This window comes from Paenibacillus sp. J22P169 (genome assembly GCF_059691995.1).
Genome location: NZ_JCAUAO010000001.1, coordinates 1051911 through 1075573, shown reverse-complemented (window position 1 = coordinate 1075573; position 23663 = coordinate 1051911). Strand labels below are relative to the sequence as shown.

Sequence of the window (23663 nt, the reverse complement as noted above, 5' to 3'; positions counted from 1 at the left end):
TGCCAATCATAGGTTTCAAGTAGGTTCTCGTAATTTGAAGTAAAAAAAAGGGTCTGAGCCAAGGTATTATACCTTGGTTCGGACCCTTTGCCATGTGAATGCCGATAGCAATCGACATTCCTAACTAACCTTGTGCTGCGTCGCGAGCAAGCTCCTTGCGAACAATCGGTGCGACCTTCGTGCCGAGCAACTCGATGGTACGCAGCAATTCGTGATGTGGCAGCGTACTGACGTCCGCATGTAGAAGGAAGCGCGTTACGCCTAAGTTCTTGCGGAGCAATATGATCTTCTCCGCGACATACTCGGGATCGCCGACGTAAAGCGCTCCGCGAAGACTGCGCGCGGCATCGAACGAGTCGCGCGTGTATGGTGCCCAGCCGCGCTCGCGGCCAATCGTGTTCATCTGGGCTGCCGTCGATGGGTAGAACAAGTCGGCTGCTTTCTCGACGGTATCCGATATGAAACCGTGCGAATGCGTCGCGATCTGCAGCTTGCTTACGTCGTGTCCAGCCTTAGCGGCCGATTCCTTATAAAGGTTGACCAACGAAGCGAACCTCTCCGGCATACCGCCAATGATCGCAAAGACGACAGGCAACCCTAGTATGCCGGCGCGAATCGCGGAATCCGGATTGCCGCCGGTTCCAATCCATACAGGTAACGGCTCTTGTACAGAACGCGGATAAACGCCTAAGTTGTTGATGGCAGGTCGATGACCGCCTTTCCAGTTAACTTTCTCCGATTCGCGGATCGCGAGCAGAAGTTCCAGTTTTTCCTCAAATAGTGTGTCATAGTGGTTTAAGTCGTAGCCGAATAGAGGGAATGATTCAATAAACGATCCTCGGCCCGCCATAATTTCCGCTCGTCCGTTAGATAGACCATCCAAGGTGGAGAAAGCTTGATACACGCGAACCGGATCATCCGAAGACAACACGGTCACGGCGCTCGAGAGTCGGATTCGTTTGGTCGTGGAAGCGGCAGCGGCCAGAATAACAGCTGGCGCTGAGCTCGCATAATCCGCTCGATGATGTTCGCCAATTGCATAGACGTCCAGGCCAACTTGATCGGCCAGATTAATCTCCGCTACAGCTTGTCGGAGCCGTTCGGCGTGCGTGATGCCATTAGCTCTCGGTGCAGCTTCGAGGAATGTGCTTATTCCTATTTCAATAGAAGAAGATGTAAGATTGGTCATAATGAATCGCTCCCTTCAAGATACGTTTATTATACTATACATTCTAATGTAACTCAACAAAAGTAAGCGAATTCCATCCATGATTTGTAATCCCTACTTATTTTGATTATAAAATTATTCTACCTTGTAGACTTCCCGAAATAGGTTAATATTAGTAGTAATATATACTTCTACCATTCAGAAAAGGTGCGAACATGGTTAAAACGAATGCTTGTCGAAAATTAGATTTGCTTAAAATCCCCTATACTTTACATGAATACGAGTGGGATGAAAATCAATTAGATGCTCAAACCGTTGCAGAAAAGGTTGGTGTGCTTCCCAATCAAATTTTTAAAACACTAATTGTCCAAGGTGATAAAACTGGCGTGATGGTACCCTGTATTCCTGGCGATAGTGAGCTCAATTTAAAACGTTTAGCAACTGAAAGTGGAAATAAAAAGGTCGAGATGGTTCCTCTAAAGGAGATTCTACAACTTACTGGATATGTGAGAGGTGGAGTTTCGCCACTGGGTATTAAGAAAAACTATCCCATCTATTTAGACATATCCGTAAAGGCTAAGGATCTTGTTAGTATTAGCGCGGGTCGGCGTGGGTTGCAAATTTTTATAAATGGTGCTGATTTAATTGCTGCAACTGAAGCAACTCTTGTTGATATAATAAGTAGTTAAGAGACTGGCAAGTGGTTATATCTCGAAGAAAGGTGCAGTGAAATGGCATGTTTTTCGTGAATTCTCGAGCAATCATTGAAAGAACTTTGAATGGAACCATCGAAATTGTCGTTCAGACACGAAATAAAGCCGGTGAAGCTCAATTGATTGAACTTCCTGGTGGAAGAATAGAACCCTACGAATCGTTTGTAACAGCACTTATTAGAGAAGTAAAGGAAGAGACTGGATTTGATGTTATAGAAATTGAAGGGGAGGATACAAGAATTGATACCGTAGGTATCGATCCGAATTTTGAAGTGGAATGTGTGAAACCCTTCTGTGCGTATCAGACCATTAACGGGCCCTTTGATTCCCTAGGTTTGTATTTCCGTTGTAAAGTCCAAGGTGAGTTATTACTAGCAGGTGATGATACGAAGAACCCAAGATGGATTTCCGTTGATGAATTAAGACGACTAATGAACGAAGATCCCCTTCAATTTACCAGTGTAGACAGAGCAGGTGTTTTATTTTATTTGAATAATAGGATGTAAGCTAAACCTTCCTTCTGCAAAATGCGGAAAGAAGGTTTTTTTCTTGATCGATTAAAAGCAAAAAAAGTCATATCACAATAAATAAACACAATGATAGCCGACAAGTACAAACGTATATTTACATTGAGCGCGGTGCGATCAAACTGTACGCACCATATGAAGCATGTAAGAAAGGTTGTGGGTATTGGATGATTAAGACATTGGTAGACTGGCCTTCATTTATGGCAAGACATGATCTGACTTGGTCCGTTAAGCCGATTTCGTGGAACGAGGGGGCTTTTATTGGCAACGGTTTTATCGGGGCCATGATATATAGTGAAGAGCATCGCGATAAACGCAATGTGCTGCGATTTGTGCTCGGATGCACGGATGTCACGGCGCAAAAACCTGGAGGCGGGTTTCCGCCACGCGTACCGGTTGGGGAACTGCACCTTGAACTTGCCGGATGGTATTATCAACCGTCAAATATACGGATTGATTTGTGGAATGCGGAGATGCGGGCAGAGATTACAACGACAGTAGGCACAGTGAAGGTCCGCGCTTTCGTCCACAGCCAGGAAATGGTGCTGGCTGTGGAGCTGGAAACAAGTGAAGGCGAGAAAGACGCCCGAATGACATGGTACGCTTTCAGTGAAGTGGACCCCGTATTGAAAAATGCCGACGGCTTAAACTTGAATCAATATATCCCAAAGGCAGAAGTCGTCCGACAGTCGAAAGAGGATGGATTGACGGTTGCCGTACAAAGATTTGAATACGACGGCGGTTGTACGACGGCATGGCTGGAAGCGCAGGCAGAAGAAGGAGAAAACCGTCATCGGCTATGGCTTTCGATTGGGAATGGTTTCAATGATCAGGTGAAACAAAAGATTGAAACGAATGTTCGCAGTGCTTCAACACAGCCATGGGAGTCATGGGTGGAGTCGCACCGGAGTTGGTGGCATGACTACTATCGCCAAAGCTTTGTTTCTATTCCGGATACGATGCTGGAAAGCTTTTATTGGATCCAAATGTACAAGTTGGCTTCGGCAACCCGCTCCGGCGGGATGATCATGGACAACCAAGGACCATGGCTCACCACGACACCATGGGCAGGCGTCTGGTTCAATATGAATGTACAGATGAGCTATTCACCTGTATATACATCAGGCCGTCTGGAACTCGGCGAATCGCTCGTTCGTGCTTTTCGTGACAATATGGCGCAATTAATTCGAAACGTGCCTGAACAGTACCGCGAAGATTCAGCTGGGCTGGGCCGCAGTATGAGCTATGATTTGGTCGGCAGTGTCGGTACCGAGGTAGGAAACTTAACGTGGGTATGCCATAACTTATGGAGACATTACCGCCACACGATGGATGCCTCCATGCTTAAGGAACTGCTATTTCCGCTACTGAAGCGAAGTGTACAATACTATTTGCATCTGTTGGAGGAGGGCGATGACGGGAAATTGCATCTGCCCCCAATGATCTCGCCCGAATATGGCTCATTCCTGCAGTTAACCGTACCGGATACACACTATGACTTGGCATTGCTGCGCTGGGGCTGCCAAACTTTGCTGCGGATTTGCAGCATCCTTGGTGTAGAGGACCCTGGACGCGCTAGTTGGGAAGAGACACTGGAGCAATTAACGCCGCTTCCTGTTGATGAGACTGGCTTTATGGTCGGAGGGGACCAGCCGCTGGAATTTGGTCATCGACATTTCAGCCATTTGATGGCTGTCTTTCCGCTACATCTGATGAGCGGTGATACGCCGGATGAACGTGAGCTCATCGTGCGCTCGCTTCGCCATTGGTTTTCACGTGAGGGAGACTTGCGCGGTTTCACGTTCACTGGTGCCGCTTCAATTGCTGCCGCAATGGGGGAAGGAGACGAATCGCTCAAATACTTGAAGACGCTGATGCATCTTCTGAAGCCGAACACCATGTACAGGGAAGCAGGCCCGGTCATCGAGTCACCGCTAGCGGGTGCCGAAGCAATCAACGATATGCTGCTACAAAGCTGGGGAGAAGAGATTAGAGTATTCCCGGCCGTTCCTTCCGTATGGAAGGAAGTGGTGTTTCATGATTTACGAGCTGAGGGCGCATTTGTTATTAGCGCGACACGATCCGAAGGAGCTACGGTGTGGATCAGGGTAAAAAGCTTAGCCGGAGAGCCATGCCGAATCAAAACTGACATGCTGGGAGACATTCGTATGTCTGCAAGTTCGGCGGTACAGCTTCGTTCTCTGGGTGGAGGCGTTTACGAACTTGACCTGCCGCAAGGCGAAGAGGCTGTACTCTACAGTGCCGACCTTGCTGCTGCCGATGCGCGTTCATGGGAAATCGAACCTGTACAGGTGGAGAGCCATATGTGCGGCTATTTTGGAGGAAACAAGCCTTGGCGCCTATATGGGCTGCCGATCCGATAATGCTCTTTGCTGTTTCTTCGTATTTTCGATGATTCAAACATGTATAGACCGCTCGGTAGACTTACCGGGTGGTCTGTCTTTTTTTTGCATACTCATTCGCATTATTAAGGGTTGGCATTTTCGATTTTGATGACCCTGTTCAGGTTTTGATGGGTATTCAGACAAAAGGGAAACGTAACATAATAAAAGTGTAGAGCTCTTGTTGAAGTGATCAAGGTTTTCATTTTTGAAACAGGGGGCAACCGAATGGCTAGAATCTGTATTGTTGACGATGAACCTATTATCGGGGTTGGCCTCAAAACGCTAATTGGGGAATATAAACGGTTTAATGAGATCGATACGTTTACTGATGGTGTGTCAGCATTGTCGAACATCATGGCTAACCCTCCTGACGTTGTGTTGACTGATATTCGAATGCCTCGGATGGACGGTCTAGAGCTATGCCGACATATTCAGGAGCTAAAGCTCTTTACCAAAGTTGTTGTCCTTTCTGGATACGGGGATTTTGTATATGCGCAAAAGTGTATGTCGTATGGTGTACAAGAATATTTACTGAAGCCCATTACAGAAATCGAGCTTTTTCCGGTATTGGATAAAATGCTCGCCATGCGGGAAGCGGCGCTTATTTCCTTCACGCATTTTGAACAGTGGATCGATCAATTGGAGGAAGCCGTTTGGATCATGGACAAAGATCGAGTTGATGAACTGCTTGAACAGGGGAAGAAGGAATTGTTCGACGTTGAAACGGAGATCCAACAACACCTGCGAGTATCCGACGCTGTCAGACTGCTTCACAAGAAACTGAATGCAAGAGGGGCTTACAGGATGGAGGCGAAGCCACCTTTAGAGGAGAATACGGTCATTTCGAATACGTACGAATGGTTTCAGACCGAAATCAGAAACTGGATTCAGCGACTGAGCGAGTATCGGAATCACGAAAGAATCGATGTTTTGGAGGCAGCTATCCAGTACATCGAAGAGCATCTTTTCGAGGAGGAGCTTTCACTCGACAAGGTTGCAGGGAAGCTAGGCTTAACGCCGACCTATTTCAGCCATTATTTTAAGAAACATACGAACGAGACCTTCGTGCAACACCGGATGCGCAAACGAATCGATAAAGCCAAACAGCTGCTTGCCGTACCGCATTACAAAATCATCGATATTGTAGCCGAGGTCGGTTATGAAAGCTATCCACACTTTTCCAGAGTATTTAAAAAGGCAACCGGATATTCCCCCACCGAATATCGCGGACTGCTCGGGATCAAATAGTGAATAGCAGACTGGTACGCAAGGTTTACATTTATTTCGTCATTATTATCACATTAGCCTTGGTGACGGTGGGGGTCACTGGTTATTGGCGGTCGTCTAACGAATTGGAGAAGCAGTATGAAGGACTCTTGACTCAAATCGTTGATAATGTTTTACACGAAACCGATTTATTTCTGAAAAGCTACGAGCGGGCAACGCTTTCTATTCTCATCTCACCTATAGTGAAAGAGGCTCTGGATCTTCCCTACCATGCCACTTCTGGGTTTTATACATCCGAGACGGCTATGAAAGGGGTATTTCAACCCGTTCTCATTAACAACCCTGAAATCTCAATGACCTACATCGTCGGTTATAACGGTTTCCAAGCAACGGATTTCAATGCACACATTGTACCTTTTAATTACAAAGGTTTTGATGAATATGTCGATCAGATGAAGGAAGACGATACGATTAATGGAAAGCTGACGATCAAAGATTCCGGATTTCTGGACGGTCATCTCACACTCATTCGCAAATTGGCGGATCGAACCTCGTCTACTATATTTAAAGGCCTTATGGGCTTTGAACTAAGGATAGGGGAGTTAAACACACTCTGGAAGGGCATTAAGCTCGGGAACTCAGGGTACTTTTTTATCGTCAATGATCGTGGGAAAATACTCTACCACCCGGATTCTGGGCGGATCGGTAAGCAGCTTGATGGTATGCATTTCAATACGGTTGAGGCTAAAACAGATCAAATATTTGAATTGCCCGGAGAACCGGGGCGGGTTTTCTTTAGTCGAAAGTCCGACTACTCGGGTTGGACGCTGGTGGCAAGCATGTCAATTTCTGAACAACGCCAGCCAATTTCAGATTTGCGGCAAACGATACTCATTGTAGGTATCATTACCTTATTTTTGGCCACATTCCTAGCTTATCGATTCGGTCAATCGATCGTTCGTCCGGTCCGACTACTGGAGAACGGGATGCGTCAGACGGCAAAAGGTCTATGGACCCGAGTGCCTCTCACTGGAAGCCTAGATGAAATGGATCAGCTTATTATCAGTTACAATACGATGGTCAATAAGTTGGAAGAGCTTGTTGACCGAGTTTACGAGACCGAGCTGCGCAATCAGGACAATTTAATGAAACGGCAGCAGGCCGAATTTCAATCGCTGCAATTACAGATTAACCCGCATTTCTTGTACAACACATTAGAAATAATTATTTGTTACGCCGTTATTCAGAAATCAAGCGAGATCAAAGACATCGTTCGTTCTCTGTCGTATATGTTGCGCTATTCCATACGCACCGATTTGGAGGAAATTACTGTAGCGAATGAGCTTAAACATATTCTGTATTTCATGTCGATTATGAAATATCGCAACCAGCGCGAATTTGAGATTGATGTTCGGATTAGCACGGATTATTTGCTGGACAGCATGGTTCGCTTGACGCTGCAGCCCTTGGTCGAGAATGTATTTAAACATGCATTTCCCAATGGGATCGAAGATTCGCACACGATTATTATTGACGCATGGAAGGATGAAGCGGATTTTTATGTTGTCGTACAAGATAATGGCTGCGGCATTGAAGCGGAATCCCTTCAGCAATTAAACACACGACTCCTGAACAGCCGACAGGAGAGGCTGGTGGATACGCAACCCACATTCGAAGGCAGCATCGGACTGCTCAATGTGCATAACCGGATTCAGATGGTATTCGGACAGCGGTATGGGCTTTCTGTACAAAGTGAGCTAGGGATGGGCACGAAAGTTACGATTCGTATGCCGTCGTCCAGTGCAAAAAAAGTCATAGCGGTGTAAATGAACACAATGCTCGGTATACCTTTCTTTTTGTATGCTACATACAGAAGTACATTACACATACCGAGTCATGGTCATCGAAATAGGGAGGGATTTATGGAGATTTCGGCTAGCAAGAGCAATACAATATCTACAGCTGTCGGTAAAAAGGAAAATTACTTATTCAGACTGAAGAAAAACGCATCTAGCCATTGGCAGCTCTACTTACTCATGCTGTTGCCGATTATTTATTTGCTGATATTCAAGTACGTGCCGATGTATGGGGCTTTGATTGCGTTCAAAAATTATATTCCAACGAAAGGGGTATGGGGCAGTGAATGGGTTGGGCTAAAGCATTTCGATCGTTTTTTCCATTCGTATGAATTTGTTCGGATTATGAAAAACACGGTCTTACTCAGCATCTATAGTTTATTTGCAGGGTTTCCGTTCCCAATCATACTCGCACTTTCCTTGAATTACGTCAATTCTCGTTTCTTTAAGAAATCCGTACAAATGATAACGTATGCACCGCATTTTATATCTGTCGTCGTTATGGTAGGCATCATTCTTCAAATGATGGATCCTCGGGTTGGCCTCATCCAGAAGATTATGAAATATTTCGGACTTCCTACTATCAATTTCATGGGCATACCCGAATGGTTTTCACACGTTTTTGTCTGGTCCGGTATTTGGCAGAACGTTGGATTTTCCTGCATCATCTACCTAGCTGCGCTTGCAGCTATTGATCCTTCGCTCCACGAGGCAGCTGTTGTGGATGGCGCCAATAAATTGCACCGAATGTGGCACGTCGACTTGCCGGGTATTATGCCGGTTGCCGTTATTCTTCTGATCATGAACACCGGCCATGTGCTGGACATCGGCTTCGAAAAGGTATTGCTTTTGCAGAATCCGCTGAATATGAGCTCATCTGAGGTCATCGATACGTTTGTGTACAAAGTCGGTTTGGCATCAACAGCAATTAATTATTCCTACTCGTCAGCCATAGGGTTGTTTAAATCAGTCATTAACTTAATCCTACTGGTACTCGTTAATCGGATAGCTAGACAGTTAGGACAAACCAGTCTGTGGTAAGAAGGAGGCGCATCGATGACGGGAAGTATTAAGGAAAGTGCAGATGATAGACTTTTTACAATTCTGAATTACATCATCCTATTCGTGTTTACAATTACGATCTTATATCCGCTGATTTACATTGTCAGTGCTTCCTTCAGCTCATCCACAGCGGTTATTTCCGGCAAAGTCTGGTTGTATCCGGTTGAGCCGACGCTAGCGGGCTATGAGGCGGTATTTAAACATCGTTTAATTATGTCGAGTTTCTTGAATTCGGTATTTTATACCGTCGTGGGAACGACGATTAATGTGCTGTTTACACTCATTGCGGCTTATCCGCTTTCGAGAAAAGATTTTATGCCACGCAATGCCGTCATGGCTTTGTTCGTATTCACCATGATGTTCTCGGGCGGATTGATCCCGTCTTACCTGGTAGTAAAAGAGCTCGGTATGATCGACACAAGGTGGTCATTAATTATTCCAGGAGCGCTTGGTGTTATGAATATGATCATTGCCCGCACGTATTTTCAAACGACCATTCCGGAAGAATTGCTGGAAGCTTCTCAAATGGATGGCTGCAGTGATTTTACGTTTGTTCGAAAGATTGTAATTCCTTTATCAGGTCCGATCATAGCTGTCATCTCCTTGTTCTACGCAGTTGGACATTGGAACCAATATTTTAGCGCACTGCTTTATTTAAAACATCAGGAGTTGTACCCGATTCAATTGGTGTTAAGGGATATTTTGGTGCAAAACGAGGTCGATGCGTCGATGATAACTGACGTTGCTGATCAAGCGGCAAGGGATGGTCTGCGGGAGCTGTTGAAGTTTTCCCTTATCGTCGTGTCTACGCTGCCTGTGCTCATCATCTATCCATTCATACAAAGGCATTTTGTCAAAGGCATGATGATTGGTTCATTAAAAGGCTAAAGGGAGGTTTTTACATGAAAAAAGGGTTAAAAGCGTTAGTAGCAATTACGGCGTCTGTAGCACTCCTAAGCGCATGTTCAGACAGCGGACAAAAGGAAGCTGCCCCGAAGACGGAAGCAATCATCGATGATCAAGTAACGCCCGCAGGCGAATTCCCGATCACCAAAGAAAAGACAACGCTCAAGGTTATGGTCAAAGGCTCCAGCATTGTCGAAAACTTTGCAACGAACGAGTTCACCAAGTGGCTGGAAGAGAAAACGAACATTCATATTGACTGGGAAGTTGCTCCAGAGAAAACATTTGCAGAGAAGCTTAACGTTTCACTCGCAAGCGGTGATTATCCAGACGTGCTGCTTAATATGAGTGTCTCCCCAGTTCAGCAGTCGATTTATGGGAAAGACGGCGTATTCATTCCGCTGAATCCCTATATCGATAAATATGGCGTTGAAATGAAAAAGATGTACAATCAGGTTTCCTATGTAAAAGATCTGATTACGATGCCTGACGGTAAAATTTATTCGGTTCCACAGGTGAATGAATGCTACCATTGCTCACTCGGCCAAAAGATGTGGATATATCAACCATGGCTAGATAAGCTCGGACTAAAAATGCCTGAAACGACAGAAGAGTTTTATCAAGTACTTAAAGCTTTTAAAGAAAAAGATCCGAACGGAAACGGCAAAGCAGATGAGATCCCGCTTGTTGGTGCTACTAACGGACCCTCCTCGACATTAGATCTATTTCTGCCCAGCGCTTTTATCGAGAAGGATTTCAGCCTGCGCTATGTGAAGGATGGGAAGGTTCAAGTTGCCTATAATCAACCGGAGTGGAAAGAAGCTTTGAAGTATATGAATAAATTGTTTGCTGAAGGCTTAATATCTCCGCAAACGTTTACACAGGACAGAAACCAGCTGAAACAAATGGGTATGAACCCGGAGATCCCTATCGTGGGAGCCATTGCTTCGCAAAATCAAACGGTATTTGTAGAAGTTGATAACCCGAGATTCAAAGATTACATCTCCGTACCGCCTCTCAAAGGTCCGACGGGTATACGTTCTACTGCTTACAATCCATTTGCGGTTTCTGCGGGTCAATACGTTGTTACGAATAAAGCGAAAAATCCCGCTGCTGCATTCCGTTTGGCAGACTTGTTGCTTTCAGAAGAAGCGACTCTGCGCAGCACGCAGGGCCGTCCTGATCAGGAGTGGATACGTCCAGCACAAGGCGAGCTTGGGGTTAACGGAAAGCAAGCGGTATGGAAACCAGTTGTCTCCTTTGGCAAGCTGCAAAACATACATTGGGCGCAGGCAGGGCCGTCATTACGAACAAACGAATTGCGATTAAGCGTAGCAGCAGATCCGAAGAATTCACTTGAGCTCATTTTATATAATGAAACAAAAAAATACGAGCCTTTCAAAATTGATCCTAGTAAAATTGTACCGCCATTGTTCTTCACCAACGAACAAGCCGAGGAGCTTTCTACGCTTGAGAAGACACTCACGGACTACAGAACTGAATTTTTTGCGAAAACGGTTACAGGCTCACTGGACGTTGAGAAAGAGTGGAACAACTACTTGAGCACTTTAGATAAAATGAACATTAAACGCTACTTGGAAATTTATCAACAAGCCTATACCCAATATAAAGCCAAAAAGTAGAACACATCCAGAATCATACACAATTTTGTCGCGTAGGAGTGAGGGTTAACATGAAAGAGAAGATCACCAAGAAGTTTTTAGCGGATAGACCTCATGTCGTTTTTATCATTGCGGACGATCATCGTGGTGAAGCTATTGGCGCATTCGGCAATGAAACCGTGCGGACGCCGGTATTGGATTCGCTCGTCGCCAGCGGGACCTCATGTCGGAGTACGCATATATTCGGCGGCTTAACCGGAGCGGTTTGTGCGCCGAGCCGAGCTTGCGTCCATACGGGCATGCCAATTTTCCGTGCTACGATTGGCAAGGACATGATGAACCGGGAGCATTCGAGTGTTATTCGCTCGGATGTTCGGCTAATGCCGCAAACGATGCAAGCGGCTGGTTATCGGACGCATGCGGTCGGCAAATGGCATAACGACAAGGCAAGCTTCGCCCGAAGTTTCGAAGGGGGAGATAAGCTGCACTTTCACGGGATGAGCGATCATGCCATCGTTCCTGTGTATGATTATGACCCGACGGGGATATACCCGAAGGAACAAGAGTATATAGAGCATACGTTCTCGACGGAGTTGTTTACGAACGCAGCTGTCAACTTTATTGAGAATTACCGAGAGGATCGGCCGTTTTTCCTGTATGTCGCATATACAGCGCCGCATGATCCCCGTACCGCACCAGAGCCATACGCAAGCATGTACGACAAGTCCGACATCACGTTACCTCCGAACTTTGTGCAAGAGCATCCATTTGATACTGGCGATATGATGGTTCGAGACGAGAAGCTTGCTCGATGGCCGAGGGACGAGGGTGAAATCCGTGAACATATAGCCGATTACTATGCGATGATAAGCCACATGGACGCGCAAATCGGTAGAGTCATCGAAGCTCTGAAGGCTAAGGGCATCTATGACAATACACTCATCGTGTACACGGCGGACCATGGCTTGGCAGTCGGGCAACACGGACTGATGGGCAAACAGAACCTCTACGAGCACAGCGTGCGCATTCCGCTTATATTCCGGGGGCCGGGCGTGCCGGAGGGCGAGCAGGTTCGCGCGCTGGCAAGTAATATCGATATTTTCCCTACTATTGCTGGACTTTGTGATGTCGATCTGCCTGAAGAGACGGAAGGCAAGAGTCTTCATCCCATCTTTGCAGGGGAAAGTGATGGCGTTCGTTCTGTTGTAGGCTCGGTTTATCGAGATCTCCAGCGCATGGTTACGGATGGCCGATGGAAGCTAATCCGTTATTATCGCTCGCCAATTACGAACACAGGAACAGAACGAATCCAGTTGTTCGATCTCCTAAATGATCCATGGGAAACACAAGATTTGTCGGCAGAGCCTTCGCAAGCTGGGACGATTGAACGGCTTGCCGCCGAATTAGCAGCATGGATGCATGCTTACAGTGATATTTTGCATGATAAGCCCGTGATTCCTGTTACATCGTAGATTGAAGTCGACTGACAAGAACCTTATTTTATAAAGAGTCGCGTAAATGCGACTCTTTTGTTATATGGGATCATGTTCTTGCTATATTAGATTGAAAGGTGACTTGCAGTATGCAAACAATTGAAATCAATACAGCGTGGTTTCGGGGTGCCGTTTCCATCGAAACGAATGAAACTGGACTCCGGCCATGGCGATTGCCTCACGATCAGCTTAGCTTATTTGCATCTAAATTAGTGGAGAAGGCAGGGGAAACAGCGGGTGTAAGACTAGCTTTTCTAAGTGATTCCACTTCCGTAGAGCTGCATGTCGTAAGAACGGATCAAGATCGACAATTTGACATCGTTATTGAAGATGAATTCATCGGCACCAAGACTCTCCTTGCAGGAGATGACACTTGTTTATTTACTAACTTACCAGGCAGAATGAAGCGGGTAGAATGTTATTTTTCTCAAAAAGCAGACGTCATTGTAAAAGGACTAAAGGTCGATGAAGGGGCATCGGCCGTTCCATTATCAAACAATCAACCCCGTTGGGTTGCGTACGGCAGCTCCATAACACAATGCACTACCGCTGCAAGTCCAGCTCAAACGTGGCCGGCAATCGTTGCACGCAGCAAAGGTTGGGACCTGACCTGTATGGGATATGGTGGCCAATGTCATTTGGAACCCATGGTTGCACGCGTCATTCGTGACCTTCCGGCAGACGTCATTTCCTTGTGCCTCGGCATTAATGTGATGGGTGGAAATACTTTGAATATCCGGACATTTCGTTCAGCCGTCATTGGCATGGTATCAATCATTCGGGAAAAGCATTACCACACGCCACTTTATTTATTTTCTCCTATTTATTGTCCCCACAGGGAAACAGACGAAAACGTAGTAGGGATGAACTTAGTTACGATTAGGAAAGAGATTCAAGAAGCGGTGAGAATGCTAACTTCTTACGGGGAATCGAACCTAATGTATATAGATGGCTTGGATATTATGGGTGAAGCCTTTGTTGATCTACTTCCAGACCAACTACATCCGAACGCGGAAGGTTATAAAATTATGGCTAATCACATACTGGATAAATTAAGCGATAGGAGTCATACGAATGGTTAGAAAAATGTCGGTACCGCCCATGCAATTGGTTGAATATGACGGCGAGGGTACTCAATTGTGCGCCGTAGTGGAGGAGATTGGGAATATCTCGTTAAAAAGAGCGTTAATTCCCGAACCTGCCGAAGGGGAAGTACGCGTAAAGGTGAAATGGGTTGGCATATGCGGCAGCGATGTGGAAGTATTTCGCGGGGCTCGCGAGCCAGAGTTTGTCTCGTACCCAACAAGGCTTGGTCATGAAGTGGCCGGCGTTATCGATAAAGTAGGACCCAATGTTATCGGGCTTAAGGTGGGGGATCCTGTCGCACTACGTTATATTTGGGGGGCATTTGCAGAGTATGTTTGTTGTACGCCTTTTTCTGTAAAAGTGTTACCACCGACGCTTCCTCTCATTGAAGGATCGCTAATTGAAGTGCTTCCAGGCATTATTCATGCGGCAGAGCTCGGCGATATATCCCCTCATAAAAATGTGTTGATCACCGGACAAGGTGTCAGTGGTCTGGTGATGACACAAGTAGTTAGCTTGTACAGTCCACGTAACCTTGTAGTAACGGATTTGTTCGATGAGAAGCTGGCGCTGGCCCGCAAGTATGGGGCAACCCATACGTATAAGCTTCCGTCTTCGGACGCGAATACGATGGATATAGTGGGCAAAGACTTCCCAGATGGCTTCGATGTCGTCATTCCCTGCTTGCTGGAAGGGGACGGGATGGTTGATGCGATTAATTCGGCTTCTCAGAACGGACGTATCGTCATGTACGGTTGCATTGGGACTTGCCATAAGCCGGTCGATTTCTTTAAAGTACATAAGAAAAGGCTTGATATTTTCTCAACGGAGCCGAAGCGGGATATCGATAATCGCCATTATTTCGACAAAGGGCTGCAGCTTGTGCTGGATGGATTGGTTAATACTGAGGAAATGATTACGCATGTGGTCCCCTTAAGGGACATTGCCGAAGCTTTTAAGCTGCGCAATGAGCATAAAGGCGACACGATCCATGTTATGATCGATTGTGAAACGAACGAATGACAGAGCAAGGAGTGGGATTAAAATTATGATGAATCTAGCAAAAGCAGGCGAGCAGTACAGACGGTTTTCCTTGTTTGATACGAATTGGATTATTAAAAAAGCCGATGCGTCAATGATGGAAAACCCCCTTCACATTACAGATGCTATTGCCGACAAAAGCGGAGGGAGCATACACGATTATTATTCTAACGGTGATTACTGGTGGCCAAACCCCGATACCGCAGACGGACTGCCATATGTGCGGCGGGATGGCGAAAGTAATCCCGCTAATTTTGATAGCCATCGATTGCTTTTAAGAAGCATGAGAACCCACGTGGCGAACTTGGCCGCTGGCTATGCTATGACTGCAAACGAAGTCTACGCAGAGAAAGCGGTAACGTTCTTACGGGAGTTTTTCTTGGATGAAGCCACAAAGATGAATCCGCATCTCCTCTATGCGCAAGCCATACCCGGTGTTTGCCCTGGTAGAGGTATAGGAATTATTGATACACTGCATTTGATCGATGTGCCAGTCGCTATTGAAACACTGAAAGCATCTTCTTCCATGAGCGCCGAAATGTATCGAGGACTTAAGCAATGGTTTGCCGATTATTTATCATGGATGAGCACACATGAGAATGGGATCGAAGAGATGAATGCTGAGAATAACCATGGAGTTTGCTGGTGCGTACAGGCGGCTGTGTTTGCCTGGTTTACGAATAACGAAGAAATGCTGCGTTTTTGCAGCCAAATGTACAAAGAATCGCTGCTCCCTGAGCAAATGGACCCCGACGGTAGCTTTCCACGTGAGTTAGCGCGTACGAAACCTTACGGCTACGCAATTTTCGTACTAGATAATATGGTGACACTGTGTCACATTCTTTCGACGCCGGAAGATAATTTATGGAACTTCGAGCTGCCTGATGGTCGCGGAATTCGTAGAGGACTAACCTATCTGTTCCCTTATATGAAGGAGAAGTCCACGTGGCCGTATCCGCCAGATGTAGAACATTTCGAAGGCTGGCCGGCTAAGGTTTCATCCCTGTTATTTGCAGGACTTGCACTTGAAAATAAGGCGTATATTGAACTCTGGAACAGCCTGGCCCCAGACACTTCAGACATTGAAATCCGTCGCAACATCGCGATTCGTCAGCCACTGCTGTGGGTAAAATAGCTCAATAATTGATGTATTCAAATAGCCCTTAATGAACCGGCTTCACTTTACCGGGCATTGTGGGCTTTTTTTGTTACTTAATAGAACGGTTCTGTGACATTCGCCTATATCCTGAATAGTTTAATGTAAGACATGGAGAATTCTTTAGGAGTGAACATATGAATAAAATTAAAAGTCTTTGGAAACCTGTATCCACGACTAAGTTTAAAATTAATAGCTACACCGGCGATTTACCTCGCGGACCTGTTAACTTATTCGCACGTTTCATAAGTCCGAATCCAATTACAACTTTCACCCCCGTCCAACGGTACCCAACAATCAATAAAAGCGCCTTTATCAGCCAGTATTCCAGCGTAATTGGCGATGTCACGCTTAGTGAAAATGTCTATATCGCACCTAGTGCCAACCTCCGAGCGGATGAAGGAACGCCTTTTTTTATCGGCGATAATACGAATATTCAAGACGGGGTCGTCTTGCACGGGCTAGCTCACGAACATATCGTAGTGGATAACAAAATGTATTCGATTTATCTCGGTAACAGCGTCTCCATTGCTCATGGGGCTCTCATACATGGTCCTTGCTTTATCGGGGAGAAGGTATTCGTAGGTTTTAAATCCATCGTCTTTAATGCGTTCATAGGTCATGGGTCAGTTATTTCGATGGATTCCGTAGTTACCGGCGGTGTACGAATTGCACCCAATCGATTCGTTCCGCCTGGTGCGCATATAGATACGCAAGCTAAAGCCGATTCCCTGCGCAGAGTGCCGAAAGATCAAGTTGAATTCGCCCGTGAAGTGCAGCGAGTCAACCGGGAGTTTCCTCATTCTTATCATCTGTTATTCGGTACAACGCGCTGCTCCTGCGGCGTAGCCTATGAAAAAAAATGTTTATTGAAGAAATGATGCGTGACGGCAGAAATAGTTGCACGATTGCAAGCATTAATAAAGAGGGTTCCCCGCCACATAAATGGCTTTTGGGAACCCTCTTTTCCTAATTTACATAGAATCGCTTAAAAATGATGTTATACTTAAAGAAACAATGAATGAGGTTGGTTCTACTCCCTCGGAGATCTGTGGATCTTGATTCGAATCAACAACTAGGAGAAAGGATGACGGAAATTTGAAACATTACGGGAATGTAGCACTTATTCTTAGTTTGACTGCAGTGATTTTTGGCATATACATCTCATCGCTGGTTGGTATTGTGTGTGGGATTATTAGTCTTGTAGTAAGTGTGCTGAACATGAAGACGGATAAAATGAAATGTATGATGGCAATTACAATCAGTGCTGTAGCCATTCTTTTACCATTCATCATGGCATTAGCACTTGCTAATTCACTCGACAGATTTTAAATAGCGGAGTAACTATCTGTCATAAATGATTTGGTTGAATGAGGTACAGGTACGTAAAATGTCAATTGGTGGTCCGATGCATGCTCTACCACCTAAGATAAGTCTAAAATGACCATGAGCAAGGTCTCCAAATTCCCCTCTCAAAGTCAATTCTAATAGGAAAAGACCAAATTCTCCGCCTATGCTAAGTGTTGGATTCCTCAAACTTATTGTTCCAGAGGTAACAGATGCCCCGAATATTTTCACAGTGATTTTAATACTTGGATCACTAGGATCAACATCTAAGTCTAGACCTAACCCATCGATCAAACGCACAGAAAGACAAGTATGGCCCGCCGGGCATGAAACAATTGGTGGCTGAATTAAATTATCAATAATACGTTCACTAAGAAGAACGTTTTTGCTAATAGTTTTAAGTTGTTTATTGATTTTTCTCAAACTCTTTTTGATTTCCTCATTGTATTTTTTGCTCACCAAGAGACGTTCAATCATCTTTTGATTAATAAGAACATTTTCGTTGATTGCTTCAAGTTGTTTTTGTATTCTTTTCAAGGCATCTTTATCGTATTGTTTGCCTGAAAGAACTAGTTTTGTTCCAATCGTGTGCTGATTAATGAGAACTTTTCTGTTGATTATCCTAAGTTGTCTTCTAATCTGTAATAAGATCTCTTTTTCACTTTTTTTGCAAGTCTGTCTAAAGTCAATTATTTTCTTTCTATTGAGAAGTACGGCATTGTTAATAGCGATCAATTGTCTTTGAATCCTAACTAAAATATTAATCTTATTTTTATTCACTGACATTGACTTGCACCTCCTTTGCAATACATTAATATATGTATAATTTCATATTTTGATATAGGACAAACACGCAATTAGTTACCGAGATTGACATGTAAATGGCTGCTTAGGCGGCCATTTTTTATTTGCCTGAAAAGATTAATTTCGTTGCGAAAGGTCATTTTGAAGCCCGCTTTTCTAATTTAATGGTTCACTTTAATAATTGATCATTGGAATTTGGGATTTTGATGATGGGTTTGAGGTTTTAACGATTTTATGTTTGTAAGGGTTTCCATAAGATGAGTGTAGTTGCTCTTATCGCTTGTCTGCCTTGTTGCCGAGGAGCACTATGATAAAGAAGAGGTGATGTTTGTTTTGATAAAGGAGTCAAGAGTAAGTGCGAAGCGAACCATCAGCATGCTGTTGGCAGCCGTTTTAACCTTTGCAGGAATGCCTACAGGTGTTTCTAAAGCGCTTGCAATTGGTGCGGAAGCAGGAACGCCAGGTGGCGTGGATGCTAGCTTGCTGAAATTGTGGCTGAAAGCAGATCCATCTAGCGTAACCCTTAACGGGAATGGTGAAATTACGGAATGGAGGGATAGTAGTCCACTAGGTAATCATTTCATGAATGACGGGACGGTAGGGGACAAGAGTCCACGGACGAAGCCAAAGTATGTGCCTACCAATCCACAACTTAATTTTCAGCCTTCGGTGCAATTTATTCGTTCAGGTAATGGAAGTCTCTTATTGGATAGAGACGGATTGTTCGCACAGAATGAATCCGTAAACCGTGCGAGTGTGTATGTGACGACAGGCGGGCTATCATTAACGAATCAGACATCACAAATTTTTTATGAAACTTTACAAGGTACTGGGAAGTTCGGTGCTTATATCCCTTTCTTTTCAAGTACATCGCAAATTTTATGGGATTCAGGAGCGGTCACTTCTGGAAATCCTCGACTCACTACAGGGTATTCAGTTCCACCTCTTCAATACAACAGTTGGGGTTTTCAGTTTGAATCGCAACCAGCAGTATCCAACGTCGTCTATCAAGCTATTTCGCTAGATGGACAAATTATCGCCAAATCAACGCAGACTCGACTGCCGATGCTTGGAAACGGAAGCAATCCGATGTCGCTCGGTTCGGCTCTTACAGGGGGTTCTGGTTACGACGGACAAATCGGTGAGATGATCGTGTTTGGCGATACGCTTACCGACTTACAGCAAAATCAAGTTCAGACGTACATGGCCCTCAAGTTCGGAACACCGCTGAAAGGGAAAGATTACGTATCAGCCGGTCCGTCTTCCCAGGTCATATGGCCTTCGGATGCCAACACGGCATTTGGTAATAACGTAGCGGGCATCGTTCGGGATCAAGCAGGAGCACTGTCCCTAGATACAAGCCGAAGTAGTGAAAATCGTGGAGCATCGCAAGTTGTTATTAGTGCAAAACAAGCTTTGATTGATAAGCAGTATCTACTCTGGGGAGATAATGGAAGTACTGCTTCTTCGGTGCCGTACGGTGCGGGCTTCAAGAAGTCTTCACGAACATGGAAGGTACAGAATACCGGCAATGTCGGGACGGTGCAAGTCGCATTCCCTGAAGGGATGCTCCCGTTAGGTGGATTGCTCTTGACGAGCAGCAGTGGTGATTTCAGCGATGCGGTTTCAATACCTTTGGCTCCAGTGGAGTTGAATGGGGGAGCATATTATGCCGTGGACGCGGAGTTGGTAAATGGATCCTATTTTACCTTTGCTGAGAAAATGCCTGCCATCCAACTGTCCTCCCTAGAGGTTTGGGCAGGCGGACAAAAGCTAGGAATGAATACCGCATTTTCGCCTTCCAAGATGGGCGGATATGAGGTGGTTGTACCACAAGATGCCCATCCTATCCGGTTAGAGCTGCAAGCTGGCACCGGTATTTCTGCGACTGTGACCTTGACAAATAACGAGGGTCTCAATCAACCGGTGAGCGATTTGACGCAGTTGGCTCTGGCGCCGGGCGTGAATAAGATCACGATCCGATTAATAAGCGGCGATTCAACGAATACCTATTCGTTGCAAGCTTACCGGCTATCGGCCAAAGGAACGAACGGTCACATACAGCAGAACGCAAGTACAGTTACTGCCAGTTCCTATCAGCCTAACACGACTAATATTCCCGCCAATGTGGTGGATGGTATCTGGAATAATGATGTCCGTTGGTCGGCATCGGGACAAGGTGAGTGGCTGCAGTTCGATTTGGGGCAGCCTGAGCAGGTCACCTATTTAAATATTGCTTTTCTAAGCGCGATCGATCGTCAGACCAATTTCGAGATTATCGGCTCGAATCAAGTGGATTTCCAGAATTCTACGGTGCTGCTGCCCAAAAGGAAAAGCCGTGTTCTGAAGGCTGGCAATGACATCATACAGCCTTATGTGATAAGTAATCCTTCAGCTGTAAGGTATTTGCGCCTAGTCGGATATGGTAACACAGCTTCTGGAAGTTCAGGAAACTGGAATAGCATTACGGAAGTTGAACTTTATACGGGAACAGCACCCATAATAGTAGAACCGACAGAGCCTAGTGGACCACCGCAGGCAGGCGATAAACCGGTGGAGCCACTGCCTCCCGTTCAGGTGGTGAAGGTTAGCTCCGCGAGTCAGTTACAGTCGGCATTGGATCAAGCCACGAAAGGCATGACGATCGAACTGCAAAACGGCACGTACCAACAAAATGGCCCGTTCGTGATCAAGGATAAAACGGGTACAGCCGCACTTCCGATTCGCATTGTCGCTGCAGAGCAAGGTAAGGCAGTAATCGCTGGAGATAGCTACATCCATATCGAGAACTCCGACTATGTCATGGTTGAGGGGCTTACTTTTCACTCGAGCGGCGGAACGGATCAAGGCGAAGATACGCTTCGGAGCAGAGCAGTTCCCGAAGACAGGCTAGCTTCGTTGAGTGGTTTGCACCCAGGTGTGGAACTGTTCGATTCAAGCAATATCTCTATTTTGCGCAATACGTTTGCCTTGGATGAAACGGGTCAGAAGTATCGCTTTACGAAGGTCGAGAACAACATAAGTAAACCAATATGGTGTGTCATCGGCGTAGCAAATAGTTGCCATTATGGTAGTAGTTATGACCCTAATGGACTCGTATACACGGGAGAAACATCACATTCGCCGAACTCAACGCTGCTCACGGATGGGGGGACCGACCGTCATTATATTCAGGTAGAAGGTACTAGCAGTCATAACCGGATTGCGTACAATGATATTGGACCGAAGACTGGTTTTGGCGCTGTGATGACGTATGATGGCAAGGACGCGGTTTCGCAATACGATGTGATTGAATACAATCACTTTCATGATATCGGTCCACGAGTGAGCAATGGATTGGAAGCTATCCGTCTCGGGCTTTCCGGACTATCATTAGCGCCTGGTCATGTTACGATTCAATATAATTTATTTGACGGATTAAACGGCGAAGATGAGATCGTTTCGGTGAAGAGCAGCGATAATACAATCCGGTACAACACCGTTCTCAATTCTTACGGAGGCATAGTTGCCCGGCATGGTCATCGCAATAGCTTTTATGGCAATTTCATTATTGCGGATGGTAAGAAGCCCGGAACGAGCGGCTTCCGCATTTATGGAAATGATCACAAGATTTATAACAATTATATGGAAGGTCTTACTGACGATGCCATTCAGTTGGATGGTGGAACGGAAGACGCTGGGCCGGACGGAGGCACGAATCCAATCATCCGTTGGGGCACCGGGGCCAACGATTTCGCGGAGCTGAAGAGCCTGTCGGCGGAGAGACAAACGGAGCTGCTGCGCGGACATTGGAGGCAGTATAATGTCCAGATATTTAATAATTCAATCATCAACTTAGGGAATAAAGCTTCTGCCGTAAAAATAGCCCAACGCACGTTCCAGCCAACGGGTACGCAGATTTATAATAATGTTATTTTCAGCAACGCAGGAACGATATTCAATGAAACGAATGATATCACATCCTCAGGCCGACCGGCTTATGTCGGCAATATGGCTGATGGACTCGCTGCTGTAGCGGCAAACGCAACCGTCGTAAGCGCCACGTACAAAGGCGATCTGAAGCTGGTACGCAGTAGCGACGGATTGATCCGTCTATCGCCGCTAAGTCCAGCAGTCGATGCGGCTCAAGGTCCATACGTGCCATCAGACGATATGGACGGTCAAAGACGGACGCATACCGCCGATGCAGGTGCCGATGAGTACGATCCGGCAATCGAACTGGCGCAGCGGCCACTTAAAGCTGCAGATGTTGGGCCTGCGGCAGGAAAGAGCTTGCCTGTAGTAGATGCGAAGCCGGTCTTAAACAGCCTTCAGTTCAGTCCGAATCTGACCGTCTCACCGGCATTCAGTCCGGATATCACCTATTACACGGCGATGGTCCCCACGGGGATTAACAGCTTGAAAATTACGCCGGTTTCCGAAAGTTCGGGAGCAATCATACAAGTGAGCATAGACGGAGCTGCGAAGCAAACAGTTCGCAGCGGCAGCGAGAGTGGACCGCTCGCCATTGCTGGAAGCGGCAGTGTTGTTCTAATGGATGTGTCGTTGCCTTCCGGTGAGCATAAAACGTATATCATTATGGTACAACGTCCAACGGCAAGCAGCGATTCTTCATCGGACTCCTCGTCCGGTTATAACCCGGCACCTGTGCCGATCAGCCCGCTGCCTTCAAAACCGGAAGTTCCGTCGGAGACTACACCGAAACAGCAATCATTTGCTGATGCGCTGAATCATTGGGCGTCGGATGCCATCTCACGCGCTGCTGCCAAAGGTATCGTGAACGGCTATTCGGATGGCAGCTTCAAGCCCGATGAACCGATGACAAGATTACAATTCGCTGCCATGCTAGTCCGTGCCCTAGGCTTAAAACCTAAAGCGAAAGATCACAATTTCGCCGATAAGGCGGATATTCCGGGATGGGCAGCTGGAGAACTTGGCGCGGCACTGGAAGCGGGAATTCTCCAGGGGTACGAAGACCAGTCGTTGCGGCCTAATAAAGCTATTAACCGCGCGGAAATGGTTGCTATGCTTATTAGAGCATATAACCAAGCAGAGGGAATGACTACCTCAGTTAACTTTAGCGACAGTTCCCAGATTCCAGCTTGGGCGCTGCCGGCCATTTCGCAAGCGGTATTCTTGGGGCTAGTAACCGGTCGAGAGAATCATGCGTTCGAGCCGTTCGCTGGGGCGACGAGGGCGGAAGCTGTAACGATCATTATGCGTATGTTGGATCGTTAACAATTTCCTGAAACA

17 protein-coding genes are annotated in these 23663 nt (G+C 46.0%); 15 read left to right on the top strand and 2 right to left on the bottom strand.

The window, feature by feature from the left end; translation table 11 throughout:
* Nucleotides 1-124: 124 nt before the first annotated feature.
* The gene (locus AC58QG_RS05100) at nt 125-1189 is read right to left on the bottom strand and encodes an LLM class flavin-dependent oxidoreductase (protein ID WP_497361015.1); all 1065 of its coding nucleotides are present in this window, start codon (nt 1187-1189) and stop codon (nt 125-127) included.
* Nucleotides 1190-1383: 194 nt separating this feature from the next.
* On the opposite strand from AC58QG_RS05100, the gene ybaK reads away from it, so the two are divergent.
* From ybaK to AC58QG_RS05030, 14 genes are all read left to right on the top strand, one after another.
* A complete protein-coding gene (gene ybaK, locus AC58QG_RS05095) occupies nt 1384-1857 on the top strand; it encodes a Cys-tRNA(Pro) deacylase (protein ID WP_497361014.1) in 474 nt (157 codons plus the stop codon).
* A gap of 47 nt (nt 1858-1904) precedes the next feature.
* On the top strand, nt 1905-2387 hold the full coding sequence (locus AC58QG_RS05090; protein WP_497361013.1) for an NUDIX hydrolase: 483 nt from the start codon (nt 1905-1907) through the stop codon (nt 2385-2387).
* Between the two features lie 188 nt (nt 2388-2575).
* A complete protein-coding gene (locus AC58QG_RS05085; protein ID WP_497361012.1) occupies nt 2576-4792 on the top strand; it encodes a glycosyl hydrolase family 95 catalytic domain-containing protein in 2217 nt (738 codons plus the stop codon).
* 246 nt (nt 4793-5038) lie between these two features.
* Nucleotides 5039-6061: a response regulator transcription factor gene (locus tag AC58QG_RS05080; RefSeq protein ID WP_497361011.1), complete on the top strand. Its 1023-nt coding sequence runs from the start codon at nt 5039-5041 to the stop codon at nt 6059-6061.
* Nucleotides 6061-7866 carry a cache domain-containing sensor histidine kinase gene (locus tag AC58QG_RS05075; RefSeq protein ID WP_497361010.1) on the top strand — a complete coding sequence of 602 codons (1806 nt, stop codon included), beginning with the start codon at nt 6061-6063 and terminating at the stop codon, nt 7864-7866. Before AC58QG_RS05080 ends, AC58QG_RS05075 begins: the two co-directional genes overlap by 1 nt.
* Nucleotides 7867-7962: 96 nt before the next feature.
* A complete protein-coding gene (locus AC58QG_RS05070) occupies nt 7963-8937 on the top strand; it encodes an ABC transporter permease (RefSeq protein WP_497361009.1) in 975 nt (324 codons plus the stop codon).
* A 15-nt stretch (nt 8938-8952) separates the two neighbouring features.
* Nucleotides 8953-9846 (top strand): carbohydrate ABC transporter permease, encoded by an 894-nt coding sequence (locus AC58QG_RS05065; protein WP_497361008.1) that lies wholly within the window; start codon nt 8953-8955, stop codon nt 9844-9846.
* A 14-nt stretch (nt 9847-9860) separates the two neighbouring features.
* Complete coding sequence (locus AC58QG_RS05060) at nt 9861-11504, top strand: ABC transporter substrate-binding protein (RefSeq protein ID WP_497361007.1); 1644 nt, start codon at nt 9861-9863, stop codon at nt 11502-11504.
* Between the two features lie 50 nt (nt 11505-11554).
* Nucleotides 11555-12955 (top strand): sulfatase family protein, encoded by a 1401-nt coding sequence (locus AC58QG_RS05055; RefSeq protein WP_497361006.1) that lies wholly within the window; start codon nt 11555-11557, stop codon nt 12953-12955.
* A 110-nt stretch (nt 12956-13065) separates the two neighbouring features.
* Nucleotides 13066-14058 carry an SGNH/GDSL hydrolase family protein gene (locus AC58QG_RS05050; protein ID WP_497361005.1) on the top strand — a complete coding sequence of 331 codons (993 nt, stop codon included), beginning with the start codon at nt 13066-13068 and terminating at the stop codon, nt 14056-14058.
* Nucleotides 14051-15085 carry a zinc-dependent alcohol dehydrogenase gene (locus AC58QG_RS05045; protein ID WP_497361004.1) on the top strand — a complete coding sequence of 345 codons (1035 nt, stop codon included), beginning with the start codon at nt 14051-14053 and terminating at the stop codon, nt 15083-15085. The genes AC58QG_RS05050 and AC58QG_RS05045 overlap by 8 nt, the downstream gene beginning before the upstream one ends.
* A 25-nt stretch (nt 15086-15110) precedes the next feature.
* Nucleotides 15111-16238, top strand: coding sequence for an alginate lyase family protein (locus tag AC58QG_RS05040; RefSeq protein ID WP_497361003.1), 1128 nt, complete (start codon nt 15111-15113; stop codon nt 16236-16238).
* A 158-nt stretch (nt 16239-16396) separates the two neighbouring features.
* On the top strand, nt 16397-17140 hold the full coding sequence (locus AC58QG_RS05035) for an LbetaH domain-containing protein (protein ID WP_497361002.1): 744 nt from the start codon (nt 16397-16399) through the stop codon (nt 17138-17140).
* Between the two features lie 262 nt (nt 17141-17402).
* Nucleotides 17403-17591: a hypothetical protein gene (locus tag AC58QG_RS05030; RefSeq protein ID WP_497361001.1), complete on the top strand. Its 189-nt coding sequence runs from the start codon at nt 17403-17405 to the stop codon at nt 17589-17591.
* A 12-nt stretch (nt 17592-17603) separates the two neighbouring features.
* Here the strand turns inward: AC58QG_RS05030 and AC58QG_RS05025 are convergent, their stop codons facing one another.
* Nucleotides 17604-18392 carry a hypothetical protein gene (locus AC58QG_RS05025; RefSeq protein WP_497361000.1) on the bottom strand — a complete coding sequence of 263 codons (789 nt, stop codon included), beginning with the start codon at nt 18390-18392 and terminating at the stop codon, nt 17604-17606.
* Between the two features lie 351 nt (nt 18393-18743).
* Here AC58QG_RS05025 and AC58QG_RS05020 point away from each other — a divergent pair, with 351 nt between their 5' ends.
* A complete protein-coding gene (locus AC58QG_RS05020) occupies nt 18744-23648 on the top strand; it encodes a chondroitinase-B domain-containing protein (RefSeq protein ID WP_497360999.1) in 4905 nt (1634 codons plus the stop codon).
* Nucleotides 23649-23663: the final 15 nt, after the last annotated feature.